Source organism: Citrobacter sp. C6_1 (genome assembly GCF_014596835.2).
GTDB lineage: Bacteria > Pseudomonadota > Gammaproteobacteria > Enterobacterales > Enterobacteriaceae > Citrobacter > Citrobacter pasteurii.
Window position 1 is genome coordinate 802,823 of record NZ_CP115031.1, and the last position, 18,275, is coordinate 821,097.

Sequence of the window (18,275 nt, forward strand, 5' to 3'; positions counted from 1 at the left end):
GATAAATGTCACTATATAACAAAATAGCGTAAATGTGATTTGTTACATCAAAAAAACAGGTTGTTTTTTTACGCTATTCTTTTCGCCAGCTTGCGGCCGAGTGATTCCAGAATATAAATAACAGGGATTTGCGTGGTAATATCATAGACCCCCGCTATGCGGGTTTGCGGTACGTGCCAGGAGAGGTTAAAGTCGGCCAGCTTCGCCAGACGAGAGTGTTCATGGCTGGTGACCGACAGAACCTTACAGTTGTGCAGGCTGAACTGACTGGCAAAGCGCAGGATCTCTTCTGTTTCACCAGAAACGGAAAGCACGATCGCCAGCGCGTTCCTGGCCATATCGTTGGTTACCGGGAAATAAGGATCATCAATGTGATTACTGAATTTACCGACGTTTGAGAAAAAACGTGCGCCATATTTCGCCAGCGCTCCAGACGTTCCCGCTCCGACGAATATAATACGTTCGGACGATAATATAATATCAACAGCCTGATCGAGCAGTTTATCGAACTCGTCGTTATTGACGCCTTTAAAGAAACTGATAATTTCGCTGGCACCGAAATTAGCCTGTTGCGGTTCATTCTGCTCTAAATATAATTTGAAGCGCACGCGAAATTCTGAGTAACCTTCACATTTAAGCTTGCGGCAAAAGCGCAGTACGGTGGTAGTGGAAACGCCCACGGCATCAGCCAGTTCGCGAATGGTCATGTACATGACTTTGTCACGGTTTTTGATGACATAGTTGTAGACCAGCATCTCAAGATTGTTGAGACTGGCGATGGCAGCGTGGGAGAACATACTCACAATGGCAAAACTCACTCATCAGACTTCATCTACAGGGAATAATAACATGCAGCCAAATGACATCACTTTTTTTCAGCGTTTCCAGGATGACATTCTGGCCGGACGCAAAACCATCACCATTCGTGACGAGTCCGAATCACACTTCAAAGCCGGGGACATTCTGCGGGTCGGACGCTTTGAAGATGAGGGTTACTTCTGCACGATTGAGGTTGTTGGTACCTCAACCGTCACGCTGGATACGCTAACGGATAAACATGCCCAGCAGGAAAACATGACGCTTGAAGAACTTAAACAGGTGATTGCCGAGATTTACCCGGATCAAACGCAATTTTATGTGATTGATTTTAAATGCCTTTAACTTTACAGGTACAGCTGTTAGCTGAAATGTAAAATATAATTATATGATTTTAATTAATTATTTTATTTTTGATAAATATTTTAGCTAACAGGTGTTCACTGGAACTATTCTCAGTTACGCTAGAGACGCAATAACGAAAGTGTTCGTTTCTGGGGAGTAACTTATGGTTCAGAAGCCATTAATCGCGCAGGGATATTCGCTGGCAGAGGAAATAGCCAACAGCATCAGCCATGGTATCGGGTTGGTGTTTGGGATTGTCGGACTGGTGCTGTTGCTGGTTCAGGCAGTGGATACCAACGCCAGCGCTATGGCCATTACCAGCTATAGCCTGTACGGCGGCAGCATGATCCTGCTGTTCCTTGCCTCAACCTTGTATCATGCGATCCCCCATCAGAGAGCGAAAATCTGGCTGAAAAAATTCGACCATTGCGCGATTTATCTGCTGATTGCCGGGACCTACACGCCGTTTCTGCTGGTGGGGCTGGATTCGCCGCTGGCACGCGGACTGATGATTGTTATCTGGAGCCTGGCGCTAATCGGTATTTTATTCAAACTGACTATTGCGCACCGCTTTAAGGTTCTGTCGCTGGTAACCTACCTGACAATGGGCTGGCTATCGCTGATTGTGGTGTATCAACTGGCGGTTAAACTGGCGGCGGGTGGTGTGACGTTGCTGGCCGTTGGCGGCGTCGTGTATTCGCTGGGCGTAATTTTCTACGTCTGTAAGCGCATTCCCTACAACCACGCGATCTGGCATGGATTTGTGCTGGGTGGCAGCGTTTGCCACTTCCTGGCGATTTATTTGTATGTTGGACAGGCGTAACCCTTGATGCCGGATGGCGGCTAACGCCTTATCCGGCCTACAAAATGTGCCTGTAGGCCGGATAAGCGTAGCGCTATCCGGCGTTAATCTTTTACTCTTCCAGTGAATACGGCAGCGGCACAATATGCAGCGTTTTCGCATCATCACGCACGCGGAACACGCTGTCTGCTTCCATATCGTTATTCATCACGACCTGTACTAACACCTGACCATCGGCCAGCTGCACGGCAGCAAGAACGGTACCGGTACGACGCCAGTTCTCACCCATTTTTAGTTCCAGATCTTCACCCGCTTCTGGTACCCGGCTGGCAGTACCCGCCAGGGTCCACATTGCGCGCTTATTGGCACCGCGAAATTTTGCGCGGGCAACCATTTCCTGGCCGGTGTAACAGCCTTTTTTGAAGCTAATACCCCCCAGAGCCTGAAGGTTAGTGGCCTGAGGAATAAACTGACCGCTGTTGGCGGTGTCGATCACCGGGATACCTGCTTCGATATCCAGCGCCAGCCACTGTTGGCTGTTATTTAACTCAGCTTCACCACGCAGTTTCTCTGTAATCATCTCAGCTGTTGCGACATCAACGATCAGCAGGAAGCGTTCAGATGGATGCTCGAACCACAGAAGGGTGGAAGCGCCGTGGGTAACGACCTGCTTATCGCTGGTTGGCAGTTCGCTAAAGAGATTAGCTAGTGCAGCACGCGCCTGGAAGCCCGCCACGCCCAGCAGGACACGCTCGTCATCCGGGGCAATCACGACCTTCGAGAAGACGGCGTATTTTTTCAGTTCGGTCAATTGGGCATCACGCAGGCTACGGCGTTCAAGCCAGGCAAAACCATCAGCCTGACGGAAGAGGCGCAGGTTGCTCCACATTTTACCTTTGGCATCGCAGTGAGCTGCCAGCAGGTGTTGCTGTTCGGTCATCTGGCTGACATCAGCGGTGACCTGGCCCTGGATGTACTTTTCACTGTCGACACCGGTAATGATGGCGAGAGCCCAGTCGTCGAGCGTCATTAGCGTCAGAGGCAAACGTGCCGACGCAAACGGCTGGCGAGGAGGAAACGATGTAAAAGCCATAATAATGTCCTGATTTGCTTAACGCGGTAATAATGACTAATGGTAAAAGAGCTATGGGCTATTGCAAGCGGTTTAAACATCCTGTTTGTGCCTTATATTAAGCTTTGCGAGGAGACATCCAAAAAAGTGAACCCTTTGACTTAATGTGGTTTTATTTAGCGATCGCGCTTCCGTTTACTGATATTCCCGTAAAAGAGCGTGAAAAACACGTTACAATAGCCGGATACTTCGTTTTCGCGAGACAGGGAAAAGAACATGGATATTAACAACAAAGCACGTATTCATTGGGCATGCCGCCGCGGTATGCGTGAACTGGATATCTCTATCATGCCGTTTTTCGAACATGAGTATGACAACTTAAGTGACGAAGAAAAACGCATCTTTATCCGCCTGCTGGAATGTGATGATCCAGACTTATTTAACTGGTTGATGAATCATGGGAAACCGGCTGATGAGCAGCTGGAGCAGATGGTGCGACTCATCCAGACACGGAATCGGGAACGTGGTCCAGTGGCAATCTGATTTACGCGTTTCATGGCGCGCACAGTGGCTCTCTCTGCTCATTCATGGGCTGGTTGCGGTATTCATTTTATTGATGCCCTGGCCATTGAGCTACACCCCATTATGGTTGGTTCTGCTCTCTCTGGTGGTGTTTGATAGCGTACGCAGTCAGCGTCGCATTAACGCTTGTCAGGGAGATATTAGACTGTTAATGGACGGTCGCCTGCGCTGGCAGGGGCAGGAGTGGTCTATCGTTTGTACACCCTGGATGATTAAAACGGGCATGATGCTGCGTTTGCGTTCCGATGCGGGAAAACGTCAGCATTTGTGGCTGGCAGCGGACAGCATGGATGACGCAGAGTGGCGGGATTTGCGGCGGTTAATGCTGCAACAGGCGAAGCAGGGTTAACGCCGGCAAATGACTGATGGCGAGCAGCTACGGTTTAGCGCGCTATGTAAGCCGGAGAAAGCATTCACGCCGTCATCCGGCAACACAGTTATCAGGACCAGTGTTCGGCCATTTCACCGAGAATTTGCTCACACCATGCCTGGATACGTTCATCGCTGAGGTCGTATTGGTTAGTTTCATCCAGTGCTAAACCGACAAACAACTGCCCATCGGCAATCACGGGTTTATCACTGGTGAATTCATAACCTTCTGTTGGCCAGTAACCGACAAACTTAACGCCTTTGGTGACCAGTTTATCATGCAGCATACCCAGTGCATCAAGGAACCACTCACCGTACCCCAGTTGATCGCCCATGCCGTAAAGCGCGACAATCTTGTCTTCCAGGTTGAGGTTGTCCAGTTGATCCCAGACCGCTTCCCAGTCTTCCTGAATTTCACCGAAATCCCAGGTTGGAATACCCAAAATGAGCACGTCATACTGCTCCATTAGGGCTGGGGAATCATCCTTGAGATTGTGCAGTGTCACCAGTTCGGGACCCAGGATATCGCGGATTTTTTCTGCTGCCATTTCGGTGTAGCAGGTGCTTGAACCGTAAAAAAGACCCATGTTCATGACGTAAACATCTCAATTCTGCTGTAGCGTTGCGGGTAGTGTAACAGAATCGCCGCATTCTCGGCACAATGAGGCATAATGCATCAAAAATGAGAGTGGAATAAGGGGCGCGAGTGGAACAGGATCTGGCGCGCATCGAGCAGTTTCTTGATGCACTGTGGCTGGAACGAAATCTGGCAGAGAACACGTTAAGTGCGTATCGTCGCGATCTGACAATGCTTGTTGAATGGTTGCACCATCGTGGCATTTCACTGGCGACGGCGCAGAGCGATGATTTGCAGGCATTGCTGGCTGAGCGGATGGATGGCGGGTATAAAGCCACCAGTTCAGCACGTTTGCTCAGTGCCATGCGGCGTTTTTTTCAGCATCTTTACGGCGAAAAATTTCGCGAAGACGATCCGAGCGCCTCGCTTGCTTCACCTAAACTTCCGCAGCGTTTACCAAAAGATCTTAGCGAAGCGCAGGTAGAACGGCTGCTGCAGGCCCCGCTTATTGACCAACCGCTTGAGCTACGCGACAAAGCGATGTTGGAGGTTTTGTACGCCACGGGGTTGCGCGTATCAGAGTTGGTGGGGCTGACGATGAGCGATATTAGTCTGCGCCAGGGCGTTGTGCGGGTGATTGGTAAAGGCAACAAAGAGCGGCTGGTGCCGTTAGGCGAAGAAGCCGTGTACTGGCTGGAAACATACCTGGAACACGGTCGTCCATGGTTGCTCAACGGCGTATCGATTGACGTACTGTTTCCCAGCCAGCGTGCGCAGCAGATGACCCGTCAGACTTTCTGGCATCGTATTAAACACTATGCTGTGTTAGCAGGGATCGACAGCGAGAAACTATCACCGCACGTATTGCGGCACGCTTTTGCCACGCATCTGCTCAATCACGGTGCTGACCTGCGCGTGGTGCAGATGCTGCTGGGGCATAGCGATCTCTCGACTACGCAGATTTATACACATGTCGCAACGGAGCGCTTGCGTCAACTACATCAACAGCATCACCCACGAGCGTGAGTGCTGACAGTAAAGGATAGGTTATGAAGAAACGTTTTATGATGCTCACCCTGCTGGCTACAGCGTTTTCGGGCATGGTGCATGCAGACGATGCAGCTATTCGCCAGTCATTAACGAAGCTGGGCGTGCAGAGCACCGAAATTCAACCTGCTCCGGTTGCGGGCATGAAAACCGTACTGACCAATAGCGGTGTGCTGTACGTGACTGAAGACGGCAAGCATATTATTCAGGGGCCGATGTATGACGTAAGTGGCGCAAGTCCGGTGAATGTCACTAATCAACTGCTGATGAAGCATCTGAATGCGTTGGAAAAAGAGATGATCGTCTACAAAGCGCCGCAAGAAAAACACGTCATCACCGTTTTCACCGACATCACCTGTGGCTACTGCCACAAGCTGCATGAAGAGATGAAAGACTACAATGCGTTAGGGATCACCGTCCGTTATCTGGCCTTCCCTCGACAAGGGCTGGAAAGCCAGGCGGAGCAGGACATGAAGTCTATCTGGTGTGCGAAGGACAAAAACAAAGCCTTTGACGATGCAATGGCGGGCAAAGACGTGAAAGCGGCGACCTGTGATGTGGATATCGCGAATCATTATGCACTGGGCGTGCAGTTTGGCGTCAGTGGCACACCGGCGATTGTCCTGAGCAACGGCTATGTTGTTCCGGGCTATCAGGGGCCGAAAGAGATGAAAGAATTCCTCGACGCACACGAAAAACAGACCAGCGGTAAATAATTCGCGTGAAACAACAGATACAACTCCGTCGGCGCGAAGCCGACGAGACAGCCGAACTGCCAGCGGATTTGCCTCCCTTGTTGCGTCGTTTGTACGCTGGTCGTGGCGTGCGCAATGCGCAGGAGCTTGAACGTAGCGTGAAAGGGATGTTGCCGTGGCAGCATTTGAACGGCGTCGAAAAAGCGGTTGAGATCCTCTATAACGCCTTTCGCGAAGGAACCCGCATCATTGTGGTGGGGGATTTCGATGCCGATGGTGCGACCAGCACGGCGCTGAGCATCCTGGCGATGCGTGCGTTGGGCTGCAGCAACGTTGACTACCTGGTGCCTAATCGTTTTGAAGACGGCTATGGTTTAAGCCCGGAAGTGGTGGATCAGGCCTATGCCCGGGGCGCTCAGCTGATCGTTACTGTGGACAACGGTATCTCGTCCCACGCGGGCGTTGAACATGCCCGAACGTTGGGGATCCCGGTCGTTGTGACCGATCACCACCTGCCCGGTGACACGCTGCCGGGCGCAGAGGCTATCATCAACCCTAACCTGCCCGACTGTGAATTCCCGTCGAAATCGCTGGCAGGCGTTGGTGTGGCCTTCTACCTGATGCTGGCGTTGCGCACCTTCCTGCGTGACAAAGGCTGGTTTGATGAACGCGGCATTGCACCGCCGAACCTGGCCGATTTGCTTGATCTGGTTGCTTTGGGCACAGTAGCAGACGTGGTGCCGCTGGATGCCAATAACCGTATCCTGACGTGGCAAGGTTTAAGCCGCATTCGTGCTGGAAAGTGCCGCCCTGGCATTAAAGCGCTGCTGGAGATTTCCAATCGTGACCCGCTCAAACTGGCCGCCAGTGATTTAGGTTTTGCGCTTGGCCCTCGGCTGAACGCGGCAGGTCGTCTGGATGATATGTCCGTCGGCGTGGCGCTGCTGCTGTGCGACAACATTGGTGAAGCGCGTATGCTGGCCAATGAACTGGATGCTCTCAACCAGACGCGAAAAGAGATTGAACAGGGGATGCAGGCAGAAGCACTGGCCCTGTGTGAAAAACTGGAGCGCAGTAGTGACACACTCCCGGGGGGCCTGGCGATGTATCATCCCGAATGGCACCAGGGGGTGGTCGGCATTCTGGCATCGCGTATTAAAGAGCGTTTCCATCGTCCGGTAATCGCCTTTGCTCCTGCGGGGGATGGCACCTTAAAAGGTTCCGGACGTTCGATCCAGGGACTGCATATGCGTGATGTGCTGGAGCGTCTGGATACGCTTTATCCCGGCATGATCATTAAGTTTGGTGGACATGCGATGGCAGCAGGTCTGTCGCTGGAAGAAGCGCAGTTCGAGCATTTCCAGCAGCGTTTTGGCGAACTGGTAACCGAGTGGCTTGACCCCGCTTTATTACAGGGTGAGGTAGTCTCTGATGGTCCGCTGAGTGTGGCAGAGATGACCATGGAGGTCGCGCAAATGCTGCGCGATGCCGGTCCGTGGGGACAAATGTTCCCGGAGCCGCTGTTTGACGGGCACTTCCGACTGCTTCAGCAGCGCCTGGTCGGTGAGCGTCACTTGAAAGTGATGGTGGAGCCTGTTGGCGGCGGCCCACTGCTGGACGGAATTGCGTTTAATGTCGATACCACCTGCTGGCCGGATAACGGTGTTCGCGAAGTTCAGCTTGCCTACAAACTGGATATTAACGAGTTTCGTGGCAACCGCAGCCTGCAGATTATTATCGATAATATCTGGCCAGTTTGACGAATTTAGTGTGTATAAAATTGAGCCGGGATCCGGTACAATCCCGCTCTTATCACCGCATTTTGACTAGTCCAATAAAAGAAATCAGACCATGTTTGAAATTAATCCGGTAAATAACCGCATTCAGGACCTCACGGAGCGCTCAGACGTTCTTAGGGGGTATCTTTGACTATGATGCCAAGAAAGAGCGTCTGGAAGAAGTAAACGCCGAGCTGGAACAGCCGGACGTGTGGAACGAACCCGAACGCGCTCAGGCGCTGGGTAAAGAACGTTCTTCCCTTGAGGCCATCGTTGATACGCTCGATCAGATGAGCCAGGGCCTGGAAGATGTCTCCGGCCTGCTGGAACTGGCTGTAGAAGCCGACGACGAAGAAACCTTTAACGAAGCCGTAGCAGAACTCGATACGCTGGAAGATAAACTGGCCCAGCTGGAATTCCGTCGTATGTTCTCCGGTGAATATGACAGCGCGGATTGCTATCTCGATATTCAGGCTGGCTCCGGCGGTACCGAAGCGCAGGACTGGGCAAGCATGCTGATGCGTATGTATCTGCGTTGGGCTGAAGCGCGCGGCTTTAAGACGGAAATTATTGAAGAGTCTGAAGGTGAAGTGGCGGGTATTAAATCCGTGACCATCAGAATCGCTGGAGAATATGCTTACGGTTGGTTGCGCACGGAAACTGGTGTACATCGTCTGGTACGTAAGAGCCCGTTCGATTCCGGCGGCCGTCGCCATACGTCGTTCAGTTCTGCGTTTGTCTATCCGGAAGTTGACGATGATATCGATATCGATATCAACCCAGCGGATCTGCGTATTGACGTTTACCGCGCCTCGGGTGCGGGCGGTCAGCACGTTAACCGTACGGAATCTGCGGTGCGTATTACCCACATCCCGACCGGGATTGTGACGCAGTGCCAGAACGACCGTTCCCAGCACAAGAACAAAGACCAGGCCATGAAGCAGATGAAAGCGAAGCTTTATGAACTGGAAATGCAGAAGAAGAATGCCGAGAAACAGGCGATGGAAGACACCAAGTCAGATATCGGCTGGGGTAGCCAGATTCGTTCTTATGTCCTTGATGACTCCCGCATCAAAGATCTGCGTACCGGGGTTGAAACCCGTAACACGCAGGCGGTGCTGGATGGCAGCCTGGATCAATTTATCGAAGCAAGTTTGAAAGCAGGGTTATGAGGAACCAACATGTCTGAACAACACGTACAGGGCGCTGACGCGGTAGCCGACCTTAACAATGAACTGAAAACGCGCCGTGAGAAGCTGGCGAGCCTGCGTGAGCAGGGGATCCCGTTCCCGAACGATTTCCGTCGCGATCATACCTCAGACCAACTGCACGCTGACTTCGACGCGAAAGAAAACGAAGAGCTGGAAGCGCTGAACATTGAGGTATCCGTTGCTGGCCGCATGATGACCCGTCGTATTATGGGTAAAGCATCATTCGTTACGCTGCAGGATGTTGGCGGCCGTATTCAGCTGTACGTTGCTCGCGATGACCTGCCGGAAGGCGTCTACAACGAGCAGTTCAAAAAATGGGATCTGGGCGATATCCTCGGCGCGAAAGGTAAGTTGTTCAAGACCAAGACCGGTGAGCTGTCTATCCACTGCACCGAACTGCGTCTGCTGACCAAAGCCCTGCGTCCGCTGCCGGATAAATTCCATGGTCTGCAGGATCAGGAAGCGCGCTATCGCCAGCGTTACCTGGATCTCATCTCTAACGATGAATCCCGCAACACCTTTAAAGTGCGTTCACAGATCATGGCGGGTATCCGTCAGTTCATGGTGGGCCGTGGCTTTATGGAAGTTGAAACCCCGATGATGCAGGTGATCCCCGGCGGTGCGGCAGCACGTCCGTTCATCACCCACCATAACGCGCTGGATCTGGACATGTACCTGCGTATTGCGCCGGAACTGTACCTCAAGCGTCTGGTGGTTGGCGGTTTCGAACGCGTATTTGAAATTAACCGTAACTTCCGTAATGAAGGAATCTCTGTTCGCCATAACCCAGAGTTCACCATGATGGAACTCTACATGGCTTATGCGGACTACAAAGATCTGATCGAACTGACTGAATCGTTGTTCCGTACTCTGGCGCAGAACGTTCTCGGAACGACTGAAGTGCCTTACGGTGAAGAAGTCTTCGACTTCGGTAAGCCGTTTGAAAAACTGACCATGCGCGAAGCGATTCAGAAATACCGTCCGGAAACCAACATGGCCGATCTGGATAACTTCGACTCAGCGAAAGCGATTGCTGAATCTATCGGCATCAAGGTTGAGAAGAGCTGGGGTCTGGGTCGTATTGTGACCGAGATCTTTGAAGAAGTGGCGGAAGCGCACCTGATTCAACCAACCTTCATTACCGAGTATCCGGCAGAGGTTTCTCCGCTGGCGCGTCGTAATGATGAAAACCCGGAAATCACCGATCGCTTCGAATTCTTCATCGGTGGACGTGAGATCGGTAACGGCTTCAGCGAGCTGAACGATGCCGAAGATCAGGCGCAGCGTTTCCAGGATCAGGTTAACGCCAAAGATGCGGGTGATGACGAAGCGATGTTCTACGACGAAGACTACGTTACCGCTCTGGAACACGGTTTGCCGCCGACTGCGGGCCTGGGTATTGGTATCGACCGTATGGTTATGCTGTTCACCAACAGCCACACCATCCGCGATGTGATCCTGTTCCCGGCAATGCGTCCGGTTAAGTAAGATGTGAACTGCCGGATGGCGGCTGATGCCTTGTCCGGCCTACGGGGAAGACTATTCGTAGGCCGGATAAAACGCGTTTGCGTTGTCATCCGGCAATTAATTAATGGCCGCTGGAAAATGCGCGCAACAATTTTCGCGCCTTATCGTCTGAAACCTGCATTACCATCCATGGGCTGAAGGCCCACGGTGTAGCGTCAATCCCGCATAACACATCCTCAAGATTGCTCCACCGATAATCCATCACTTCCTCCGCATTCGGCTGCAGCGTGCTGATTAGCTGTGCGGCATATACCGGACAAACTTCATTTTCCACAATTCCACTCGGATCTGCTGCGCAATAGCGAAAATCCGCGTATACGGGCGTGAGTGCGCGAATATCAGCACCCAACTCGAAGCGGGCGCGACGGATAATGGCATCTTCAGTTGTTTCCCCTGATTGTGGATGACCGCACACCGAGTTTGTCCAGACACCTGGCCAGGCTTTTTTGTGCAGTGAACGACGGGTAACTAACAGCTGGCCCTGGTCGTTAAAAATCCAACAGGAAAACGCGAGATGTAGAGGGGTATTGTGGGTGTGGGCGGCATACTTCTCGAGTATACCTGAAGGTATATCTTGCTCATCCAGCAAAACGACATGTTCCCCGGCCATGACAACTCCTGAAAAGAAAAAATAACCCGGTACAAACCCGCCGGGTCATGTACTCAGGCCACTAGGGTAGCCCATAAATGGGACAAAGGCATTATCAAAACAAGCCCTGGCAGCATGTTGGCGACCGGAAATAGTTTAATGTTGCAGATGCGCAATCCGGTCGCGACCATTAGCAATCCGCCATCATGTCTGGGGCGATCATCGGCAGAATAACCACCGCCAGCATCGCCAGCGCGACCTGGATAATAATTTGCGGGATAGCAATGGTCATCACCGTGTAACTCTGGTGTGAACGCCTGGATGATCATGCATATCCACTGCCGGGGTGATCCTCGACTGGCTGGAGTCCGGCCTGGAAGCCGCGGCATTGCTACCCTCTTCAGAAGTCGACGCGGATAAATTCAGCCAGTGCTACGTGGTGGATGTATTCCCTTCGCCATAAATATTTTATCCGACGCTAGTGAAATTACCGTCCATGCCTGATTTACCCGCGCTGATGGATATTATTGCGCAGGGATATCCGTTTAATACACCAGGTTGAACCGAAGCGATTGGGGATCGTCCGGCTGGCTGGTATGATAATTGCCTCTGGTTTGGAGGTGAACGTTCGTGTTTAGTGCAGAATGTCTGATGAGTAAACGCTTTTCTATCTTGATAATGTTGGTGGGCAGCCTGATCGTTGCAGGATGTTCCAGTTCATCTAATTCCGGCTCTACGTATACCGTGAAGCGTGGTGACACGCTGTACGCGATTTCGCGCTCTACCGGTACCAGCGTCAGGGATCTCGCCCGTCTCAACAATATATCTCCTCCCTATACCATCGAAGTAGGGCAAAGGCTGAAGCTTAGCGGTAGCACGAAAACCAGCCCGACTTCCGGCAAGACCACCACAAAATCTTCCACAAAAACAGCGGCAGTCAGACCGTCGTCCTCCGTACCGCAGTCATCCTGGCCGCCGGTGGGACAACGCTGCTGGTTGTGGCCAGCCAGCGGAAAAGTGATCCTGCCTTATTCAACGGCGGATGGCGGCAACAAGGGTATTGATATCTCAGCTGCGCGCGGCACACCGGTTTATGCGGCGGGGGCAGGGAAGGTAGTATATGTCGGCAACCAGTTGCGGGGCTATGGCAACCTCATCATGATTAAGCACAGCGAGGATTACATTACCGCTTATGCGCATAATGATACGCTACTGGTGAACAACGGGCAGAGCGTGAAGGCTGGGCAGAAAATTGCCACCATGGGTAGTACAGATGCGGCATCTGTACGCCTGCATTTCCAGATTCGCTATCGTGCAACGGCGATTGATCCGCTGCGTTATTTACCGCCGCAGGGGAGTAAACCTAAGTGCTAAAAGGCTATTTTATCAGCAGTTAGCATAGTTTGGGCTTGTCAGAGGGTGCGTAAGGTCTATAATGACCCACGCACCTCTTCGCGGGCGTAGTTCAATGGTAGAACGAGAGCTTCCCAAGCTCTATACGAGGGTTCGATTCCCTTCGCCCGCTCCAATTTCCTTATAAATCAACAAGTTATGATTTATCAGTTAGTAACGTTTACCCCACCTTAGCAGGTACAACTTAAACTACCCATTGTTCTACGCCCGCACCGGCCTAAGTTTTGGACAGCTTAAAAAAGGTAGCAGTACCCCAAATTCTTTTTAAACCTTCTTCATAGTGTCTGATCTGGCAAATGGTTGAGGGTAACAAAATGTCCAATACCAAACCTTAAATTATTGCCAGGAGATTTGATGCGCCGGAGTGGTTTACCATGAACGCTGCTATCCAATCTATCTGTTACAACATTTCTTAACACCCTGAAATTCGTAACACACCCTTGAAACGTTCACGACTATCCTCTCAAAGCCTGTAGCCACATCATCAGCAAATGATGCTGTTGCAACTAAGAGAAATTAAGTAAGCTAATACTTGATAACATAATTTGACGAGATTTTTTGGATGAACGATTATTCTTCGCTTAATGGATTTATGTTTCTTGCTGTACTGCTGGTTCTTTATCTCATCCCATCTGTTATTGCTTACAGAAGATGGCACAGAAACTTTAAGCCTATTTTTGCTTTAAATATCTTCCTTGGCTGGACCTTTCTTGGTTGGTTAGTCTGTTTGGTTTGGTCTCTCTCATCAAATACTCAACCTAAAAAAGTTGCGGAGAACGAGACTCAAAATATAGCCAAGAAATTCTTCTTAGTCAGTGCTGAGACCAAAGAACGAATTCAGGGGTTTTATACTGATGAAGGCTTATTGAAGTTTATCGATGAAAAAGGATTTTCTGTAGATAAAGTGAACAAAAACTCTGAAGGTGGTATGGATTTTCTCGTAATACTGCCTGACTAAGTCGGGCATTGTGCCATTTACTTTTCGCTGTCCGAGGTGGAGAACGTGCGAGAGTACGGGCAGGACTGCGAGCGCGTCACCAGCGTAAACAGGTAAATGCTGTTTTCATAAGTGCAAAGACGCTTCCCTCCCTGTAATTCCTGTTCGTCTGGGTTGCTCATGGTTATTTTTCCTGCATGAGCCGCCAGCGGCAGCAGGACCAGCACAAAAAGTAAAATTTTCTTCAAAGTAGTAGTCTCAATAGTCGCGTTGCGATTTGCATAGCAAAATCGTAAACGGTCATCAGTAGTCGATAGTCTGGAATACGTCTTCAATATCTTTTCCATAATCCCGCAGTATGCCAGCGTAACAGCCTGTGAGCTATGCCCTTACCCCACGTTTCAGAGCATGGTAGCCCTGGTTCTTGCGGGGCTGTGGGCTGCAATGCGAAGATTTAGCATATCACCTCTATTCAGGTGGCCAAATTCAGTAAACCACTTCAGTGCTGGAAATCCTCCCGAATGCGCAAAAAGGCACTTTCGTAAAGGAAGATGGCGAGTAGCTGGTAGATAAAGCAGGTAAACGACTGAAATAAGTATTAAGGGGGGGGCCTCCGTTTTCCCTCAAAGTATCACGCCAGTATCGGGCGGCAGTGTGCTGTTACCTTCACCCAGATTACGTTGTAGCAATACGGTATCGAGCCAGCGACCATGCTTGAAGCCAATATTCTTTAGCGTGCCGACCTCCGTAAATCCGACCTGTTGGTGGACTTTCAGCGATCCCTGATTATTACTGTCGCCGACGATGGCAATCATCTGTCGGTAGCCGTGTATTTCTGCCCATGTAATAACATGGTGTAGTAGCGCTTTGCCCGCGCCCTGACGTTGTGCTGTCGGATCAATATAAATCGAGTCTTCGAGCGTATAACGATAGGCATAGCGTTCACGGTAGCGGGTGAGATAACAGTAACCGATGACTTTTTCGTCCTGCAGGGCCACAACCCACGGCAACCCCAGCTCGCGGATCTTAGTCAGGCGAACAAGCATTTCGCGAGTATCTGGCGGGTCAGTCTCAAAGCTGGCCGTCCCGTGAAGAACATGATGTGCGTAGATAGTATGGATAGCGGGGATGTGCTTTTCTTCTGCGTTAACGATTTTCATTGACCAGCTCCCAGCTCCCAGCTCCCAGCTCCCAGCTCCCAGCTCCCAGCTCCCAGCTCCCATTGGCGTCTTTTGCCAGATTACCTGAAAGAATGCGCAAAGGGTAAGCGTAAAAGCTTATGGTTCAATGGACATCATTCAATAACATTAGGCTTGTATTTTGTAAGGGTAAAAATTGATTGTCGTTGATATCGCCAATAATTTAACAAATAGATAAGTACAGTTTTGCGGAATGATAAATACACCAGGGCGTAGTGGAATTAACAATTACCTGTGGTCGTTCATTGAGGTATTCCACAATGCCATTTTTGGTAGGTGATAAACTTACTGTTCATAAAGCCCTTTAGTTTCATTTTGTTATATCTTTATCTAATTCTTTTTGCCTGGTGTCATGTTGCCCATTTAACCCTGAAACTTAGCCGTTTAAAATTAACTGATGTTATTTATAGTGTTATCAGTTACTGTTAATTATCAGTTTTTTCCTGTCAATTTTCAAAATGCTTATCAGGCAAACAGTTACCTGGTGTTTCTATATTTGCTGATAATAGTTATCATCGTTACGTGGTTTCGTCACGGAAACTTAATCTAAATCCAGTATTCGATCCCAAGAGTATTAGGATAATTTGGTTTAAAATACTTTTTTTGCCTAAGAGTTTTCTTATAACATAGCAAGACCCCACACTGAGTGATAAAATTCCTGAGCTTTCGCCAGCCTCTCAACGACGAGTGGACGAGTCACAGGGAGTCAATAAGGCGAAAGAATTAAATGATTTTTAGCCATATTACGAAATAAGCGGCAGTGCACTTTACATGGTCGGCAACCGTCAGGGAATGACTATAACTTATTGAAAACGCTTATTTTTACTATGATGTAAGATATAAGGGCAGATATGTTCAGTATGCGTCGACATGCCAACTTTATTAAACGCTTCAAGTCAGTAACCTGTTTATTTACGGCAAGCGTTCTTTTCCCAATGCAAGCCTCTGCAGCAGTATCAGATTATGATGCGTTGATTATTGAAGCGCGAGGTGGTAATAGCACACCGCTATTGCGCTACCTTGAGGAGCAGGGAAAGAAAAGTGCGTTAACGCCAAATCAGGTGGCTGACTGGCTGCAGGTATCCAGTTGGGTTGATAACAACGATAAAGCAACCATTGATATCTGGCAAAGGTATCATGGGCAGATGGAAGTGCCCGCACGTGGCAAAGTGGCCGCTGCACGTGCGTACCGCAATCAGAAGAGCTGGAATGAATCATTAGCCCTCTGGGAAAGCGTTGTACAGGAAGAGCCTGAAAACGCCGATGTGCGTACTGGCTGGATCATGACGCTGGCGGATGCACGTTACAATCAGCAGGCCCTGACTGAAGCGAATAAATGGGCACGCGCGCATCCGGGGGCTGAATCTGATGCACTGCTTGCCTATGTGTATCATTCACAGGGTAAAAACTGGGATGCGCTGTTAGTCGCCAGCGAGGCGGATGAAGTCGATCCGGGTAACAAAAATGCGAAATCCACGCTGTTGTCAGCGCTGTCAGCCAACCGTGTAGCTGAACCGGCGTTGGGGCTGACGGAAGTGGTTCCGACATCTGATCCCGTTAAGCGGCGTCTGGCGCTTGATGCTGCAGCCGAAAAGGTGCGCGCTTCTTATACCTCTGCACGAAATGAAGATGAGCGTTTTATCGTGGCGGATAAAGCGCTTGCTCGCTATGACCAGTTGCTGGCAGCCTGGAAAGATGATCCCGCAGCCCAGGGCGATGTGCGTCGGGCGAGAATTGACCGCATGGGCGCCCTGCTGGTGCGTAAGCGTACTGCCGACGTGATTCAGGAGTACGAATCCCTTTCAGCGGACGGTGAAGTGCCCAACTATGCCAAACGTTGGGTGGCTTCGGCGTGGCTCAGCGAACGTCAGCCGGAAAAGACCGAAGCAATGCTGACGAGCATCTATTACCCGAACGGACCTATCCCTGTGACGCCGCTCAGTCCTGAAGATCAACAGGATCTGTTCTATGCGCATATTGATAATGAAAACTTTGATGCCGCTAAAAAACAAGTCGATGACTTGATCAAAGATAGCCCGTACCTGCGCCGTATCTATGGCTCGCCAACGCCACAGCCTAACGATAACTGGCTGCTCGGGCAGACGCTGCTGACGCAATATCATCTTGCTGCCAATGAACTGCCAGAGGCAGAAAAACTCTCAGAACATCTGGCACGAACGGGGTCCGGTAACCAGGGGCTGCGCATAACTTATGCCTCCGTTTTGGAAGCCCGTGGATTGCCACATGCGGCGGAAAAAGAGCTAAAGCTTGCGGAAGTGATTGAGCCCAGCAACCTGGAGCTGGAGCGTCAGCAGGCCTATGTGGCGCTGGATCTTCAGGAGTGGAAGCAGGCCGACGAGCTGACCGATGATGTCATCGTCCGTAGCCCGGATGATGAAGCGACCCTGCGTCTGGCGCGTATTCGTGATGTGCACAAAATGTCGGAATTGCGTATCAGCGGTACGCAGGGGATTTCCTCCGATAGTCCGGTCAGCGGTAAGAATGACTTTAACATCAATACTGCGATTTACAGCCCGCCGATTAATGACAACTGGCGACTGTTTACCGGTTTCAACTTTGCCACCGGCGAGTTTGAAGAAGGAAAAGGCATCAGCCGCGATCTGGCGGCTGGTGCTGAATGGACTTCACGTGATTACTGGGCCGAAATGGAACTGTCTGGCCGTAATTATGGCGACGGGCAGAAAATGGGGGGCCGTCTTTCAGCCTGGCATGACTTCAATGATAACTGGCGTGTGGGTGGGTCAGCAGAGCGTCTTTCCCGCAATACGCCACTGCGTGCGCTGCGTAGCGGCGTATATGCAAACGGCGGCGATATGTATGTCCGCTGGTACCAAAACGAACGGCGAGAGTATCAATTGTCGTTTGCAGCCTCACATTTCTCGGATGGTAACGATCGTATCGAATACGGGCTTAGCGGAAAAGAGCGTATGTGGACGACACCGCGCTTCACGCTGGACTTTACCCCGGGTATCGGCGGTAGCACCAACACCAAAGAGAATGTGCCGTATTACAACCCCAAAAGTGATTTCTCCGTGGTACCTGGCTTAACCGCGGAGCAGGTGCTTTACCGACACTATGACACCGTGTGGACACAGCAGGGAGTGGCTGGCGTGGGCGGCTACTGGCAACAAGGTGAAGACGCGGGGGCTATCGTCCAGTTGGGTTACGGTCAACGGCTTAAATGGAACAACGTCGTAGATGGCGGGGTGATGCTGGTGTGGGATAAACGCCCCTACGACGGTAAACGTGAGCGGAATATCTCCCTCGCTTTCGATTTGAATGTCAGGTTTTAAGG

At 50.8% G+C, this 18,275-nt stretch carries 18 protein-coding genes, 1 tRNA gene and 2 pseudogenes; 14 read left to right on the top strand and 7 right to left on the bottom strand.

Annotation, left to right across the window (positions count from 1 at the left end; translation table 11 throughout):
• Positions 1–68: 68 nt before the first annotated feature.
• Positions 69–797, bottom strand: a complete 729-nt coding sequence (locus IB196_RS03990) for a MurR/RpiR family transcriptional regulator (RefSeq protein ID WP_003838265.1) — start codon at positions 795–797, stop codon at positions 69–71.
• A 52-nt stretch (positions 798–849) separates the two neighbouring features.
• Here IB196_RS03990 and yqfB point away from each other — a divergent pair, with 52 nt between their 5' ends.
• Both yqfB and IB196_RS04000 read left to right on the top strand, forming a co-directional pair.
• Positions 850–1,161 carry a N(4)-acetylcytidine aminohydrolase gene (yqfB, locus tag IB196_RS03995; RefSeq protein WP_040232132.1) on the top strand — a complete coding sequence of 104 codons (312 nt, stop codon included), beginning with the start codon at positions 850–852 and terminating at the stop codon, positions 1,159–1,161.
• Between the two features lie 163 nt (positions 1,162–1,324).
• Positions 1,325–1,984: a hemolysin III family protein gene (locus IB196_RS04000; RefSeq protein ID WP_003838267.1), complete on the top strand. Its 660-nt coding sequence runs from the start codon at positions 1,325–1,327 to the stop codon at positions 1,982–1,984.
• 91 nt (positions 1,985–2,075) lie between these two features.
• On the opposite strand, the gene ygfZ is transcribed toward IB196_RS04000, so the two are convergent.
• Complete coding sequence (gene ygfZ, locus IB196_RS04005; protein WP_005123350.1) at positions 2,076–3,056, bottom strand: tRNA-modifying protein YgfZ; 981 nt, start codon at positions 3,054–3,056, stop codon at positions 2,076–2,078.
• A gap of 255 nt (positions 3,057–3,311) precedes the next feature.
• Between ygfZ and sdhE the strand changes: the two genes are divergently transcribed.
• Positions 3,312–3,578, top strand: a complete 267-nt coding sequence (sdhE, locus tag IB196_RS04010; RefSeq protein WP_005123351.1) for an FAD assembly factor SdhE — start codon at positions 3,312–3,314, stop codon at positions 3,576–3,578.
• A complete protein-coding gene (locus IB196_RS04015; protein WP_005123352.1) occupies positions 3,559–3,966 on the top strand; it encodes a protein YgfX in 408 nt (135 codons plus the stop codon). The genes sdhE and IB196_RS04015 overlap by 20 nt, the downstream gene beginning before the upstream one ends.
• A 91-nt stretch (positions 3,967–4,057) precedes the next feature.
• On the opposite strand, the gene fldB is transcribed toward IB196_RS04015, so the two are convergent.
• Positions 4,058–4,579, bottom strand: coding sequence for a flavodoxin FldB (gene fldB, locus IB196_RS04020; RefSeq protein ID WP_149692349.1), 522 nt, complete (start codon positions 4,577–4,579; stop codon positions 4,058–4,060).
• A gap of 113 nt (positions 4,580–4,692) precedes the next feature.
• On the opposite strand from fldB, the gene xerD reads away from it, so the two are divergent.
• The 5 genes from xerD (at position 4,693) to lysS (ending at position 10,782) form a co-directional block, all read left to right on the top strand.
• The gene (xerD, locus tag IB196_RS04025; RefSeq protein WP_005123354.1) at positions 4,693–5,589 is read left to right on the top strand and encodes a site-specific tyrosine recombinase XerD; all 897 of its coding nucleotides are present in this window, start codon (positions 4,693–4,695) and stop codon (positions 5,587–5,589) included.
• A gap of 23 nt (positions 5,590–5,612) precedes the next feature.
• The gene (dsbC, locus tag IB196_RS04030) at positions 5,613–6,326 is read left to right on the top strand and encodes a bifunctional protein-disulfide isomerase/oxidoreductase DsbC (protein ID WP_005123355.1); all 714 of its coding nucleotides are present in this window, start codon (positions 5,613–5,615) and stop codon (positions 6,324–6,326) included.
• Between the two features lie 5 nt (positions 6,327–6,331).
• Positions 6,332–8,065, top strand: coding sequence for a single-stranded-DNA-specific exonuclease RecJ (recJ, locus tag IB196_RS04035; RefSeq protein WP_005123356.1), 1,734 nt, complete (start codon positions 6,332–6,334; stop codon positions 8,063–8,065).
• A gap of 91 nt (positions 8,066–8,156) precedes the next feature.
• Positions 8,157–9,255, top strand: a protein-coding gene (prfB, locus tag IB196_RS04040) for a peptide chain release factor 2 (protein WP_096878465.1) whose coding sequence is annotated in 2 segments (ribosomal slippage) — positions 8,157–8,231 and positions 8,233–9,255 — 1,098 coding nt in all. Because the reading frame shifts where the segments join, the coding sequence is not laid out codon by codon here.
• A 9-nt stretch (positions 9,256–9,264) separates the two neighbouring features.
• Positions 9,265–10,782, top strand: coding sequence for a lysine--tRNA ligase (lysS, locus tag IB196_RS04045; protein ID WP_005123357.1), 1,518 nt, complete (start codon positions 9,265–9,267; stop codon positions 10,780–10,782).
• 100 nt (positions 10,783–10,882) lie between these two features.
• Here lysS and idi read toward each other — a convergent pair whose 3' ends face one another.
• Positions 10,883–11,431 carry an isopentenyl-diphosphate Delta-isomerase gene (idi, locus tag IB196_RS04050; protein ID WP_005123358.1) on the bottom strand — a complete coding sequence of 183 codons (549 nt, stop codon included), beginning with the start codon at positions 11,429–11,431 and terminating at the stop codon, positions 10,883–10,885.
• Between the two features lie 53 nt (positions 11,432–11,484).
• A pseudogene (locus tag IB196_RS04055) lies at positions 11,485–11,711 on the bottom strand (DUF554 family protein); the annotation flags it as partial.
• Between the two features lie 42 nt (positions 11,712–11,753).
• Here IB196_RS04055 and IB196_RS04060 point away from each other — a divergent pair.
• The 4 genes and pseudogenes from IB196_RS04060 to IB196_RS04075 all read left to right on the top strand — a co-directional run.
• A pseudogene (locus IB196_RS04060) lies at positions 11,754–11,972 on the top strand (LysR family transcriptional regulator); the annotation flags it as partial.
• Positions 11,973–12,061: 89 nt separating this feature from the next.
• Positions 12,062–12,784 carry an amidase activator ActS gene (actS, locus tag IB196_RS04065; RefSeq protein ID WP_149692346.1) on the top strand — a complete coding sequence of 241 codons (723 nt, stop codon included), beginning with the start codon at positions 12,062–12,064 and terminating at the stop codon, positions 12,782–12,784.
• Between the two features lie 80 nt (positions 12,785–12,864).
• Positions 12,865–12,938, top strand: a tRNA-Gly gene (locus tag IB196_RS04070).
• Positions 12,939–13,385: 447 nt separating this feature from the next.
• A complete protein-coding gene (locus IB196_RS04075) occupies positions 13,386–13,781 on the top strand; it encodes a superinfection immunity protein (protein WP_082031738.1) in 396 nt (131 codons plus the stop codon).
• A gap of 17 nt (positions 13,782–13,798) precedes the next feature.
• Here IB196_RS04075 and IB196_RS04080 read toward each other — a convergent pair whose 3' ends face one another.
• Together IB196_RS04080 and IB196_RS04085 are read right to left on the bottom strand one after the other, a co-directional pair.
• Positions 13,799–13,942 (bottom strand): hypothetical protein, encoded by a 144-nt coding sequence (locus IB196_RS04080; protein WP_338079054.1) that lies wholly within the window; start codon positions 13,940–13,942, stop codon positions 13,799–13,801.
• Positions 13,943–14,383: 441 nt separating this feature from the next.
• Entirely contained in the window at positions 14,384–14,920 is a 537-nt protein-coding gene (locus IB196_RS04085) for a GNAT family N-acetyltransferase (RefSeq protein ID WP_005123363.1), read from the bottom strand.
• 890 nt (positions 14,921–15,810) lie between these two features.
• On the opposite strand from IB196_RS04085, the gene pgaA reads away from it, so the two are divergent.
• Entirely contained in the window at positions 15,811–18,273 is a 2,463-nt protein-coding gene (pgaA, locus tag IB196_RS04090; RefSeq protein ID WP_188231916.1) for a poly-beta-1,6 N-acetyl-D-glucosamine export porin PgaA, read from the top strand.
• The last annotated feature ends 2 nt before the right edge of the window (positions 18,274–18,275 follow it).

What these genes read in the sequence shown, in the direction of transcription:
- fldB (WP_149692349.1), bottom strand. Translation starts at nt 4,579, where the DNA reads ATGAACATGGGTCTTTTTTACGGTTCAAGCACCTGCTACACCGAAATG.
- IB196_RS03990 (WP_003838265.1), bottom strand. Translation starts at nt 797, where the DNA reads ATGTTCTCCCACGCTGCCATCGCCAGTCTCAACAATCTTGAGATGCTG.
- pgaA (WP_188231916.1), top strand. Translation starts at nt 15,811, where the DNA reads ATGTTCAGTATGCGTCGACATGCCAACTTTATTAAACGCTTCAAGTCA.
- lysS (WP_005123357.1), top strand. Translation starts at nt 9,265, where the DNA reads ATGTCTGAACAACACGTACAGGGCGCTGACGCGGTAGCCGACCTTAAC.
- idi (WP_005123358.1), bottom strand. Translation starts at nt 11,431, where the DNA reads ATGGCCGGGGAACATGTCGTTTTGCTGGATGAGCAAGATATACCTTCA.
- yqfB (WP_040232132.1), top strand. Translation starts at nt 850, where the DNA reads ATGCAGCCAAATGACATCACTTTTTTTCAGCGTTTCCAGGATGACATT.
- IB196_RS04075 (WP_082031738.1), top strand. Translation starts at nt 13,386, where the DNA reads ATGAACGATTATTCTTCGCTTAATGGATTTATGTTTCTTGCTGTACTG.
- ygfZ (WP_005123350.1), bottom strand. Translation starts at nt 3,056, where the DNA reads ATGGCTTTTACATCGTTTCCTCCTCGCCAGCCGTTTGCGTCGGCACGT.
- IB196_RS04000 (WP_003838267.1), top strand. Translation starts at nt 1,325, where the DNA reads ATGGTTCAGAAGCCATTAATCGCGCAGGGATATTCGCTGGCAGAGGAA.
- dsbC (WP_005123355.1), top strand. Translation starts at nt 5,613, where the DNA reads ATGAAGAAACGTTTTATGATGCTCACCCTGCTGGCTACAGCGTTTTCG.
- sdhE (WP_005123351.1), top strand. Translation starts at nt 3,312, where the DNA reads ATGGATATTAACAACAAAGCACGTATTCATTGGGCATGCCGCCGCGGT.
- IB196_RS04085 (WP_005123363.1), bottom strand. Translation starts at nt 14,920, where the DNA reads ATGAAAATCGTTAACGCAGAAGAAAAGCACATCCCCGCTATCCATACT.
- IB196_RS04080 (WP_338079054.1), bottom strand. Translation starts at nt 13,942, where the DNA reads ATGAGCAACCCAGACGAACAGGAATTACAGGGAGGGAAGCGTCTTTGC.
- actS (WP_149692346.1), top strand. Translation starts at nt 12,062, where the DNA reads ATGAGTAAACGCTTTTCTATCTTGATAATGTTGGTGGGCAGCCTGATC.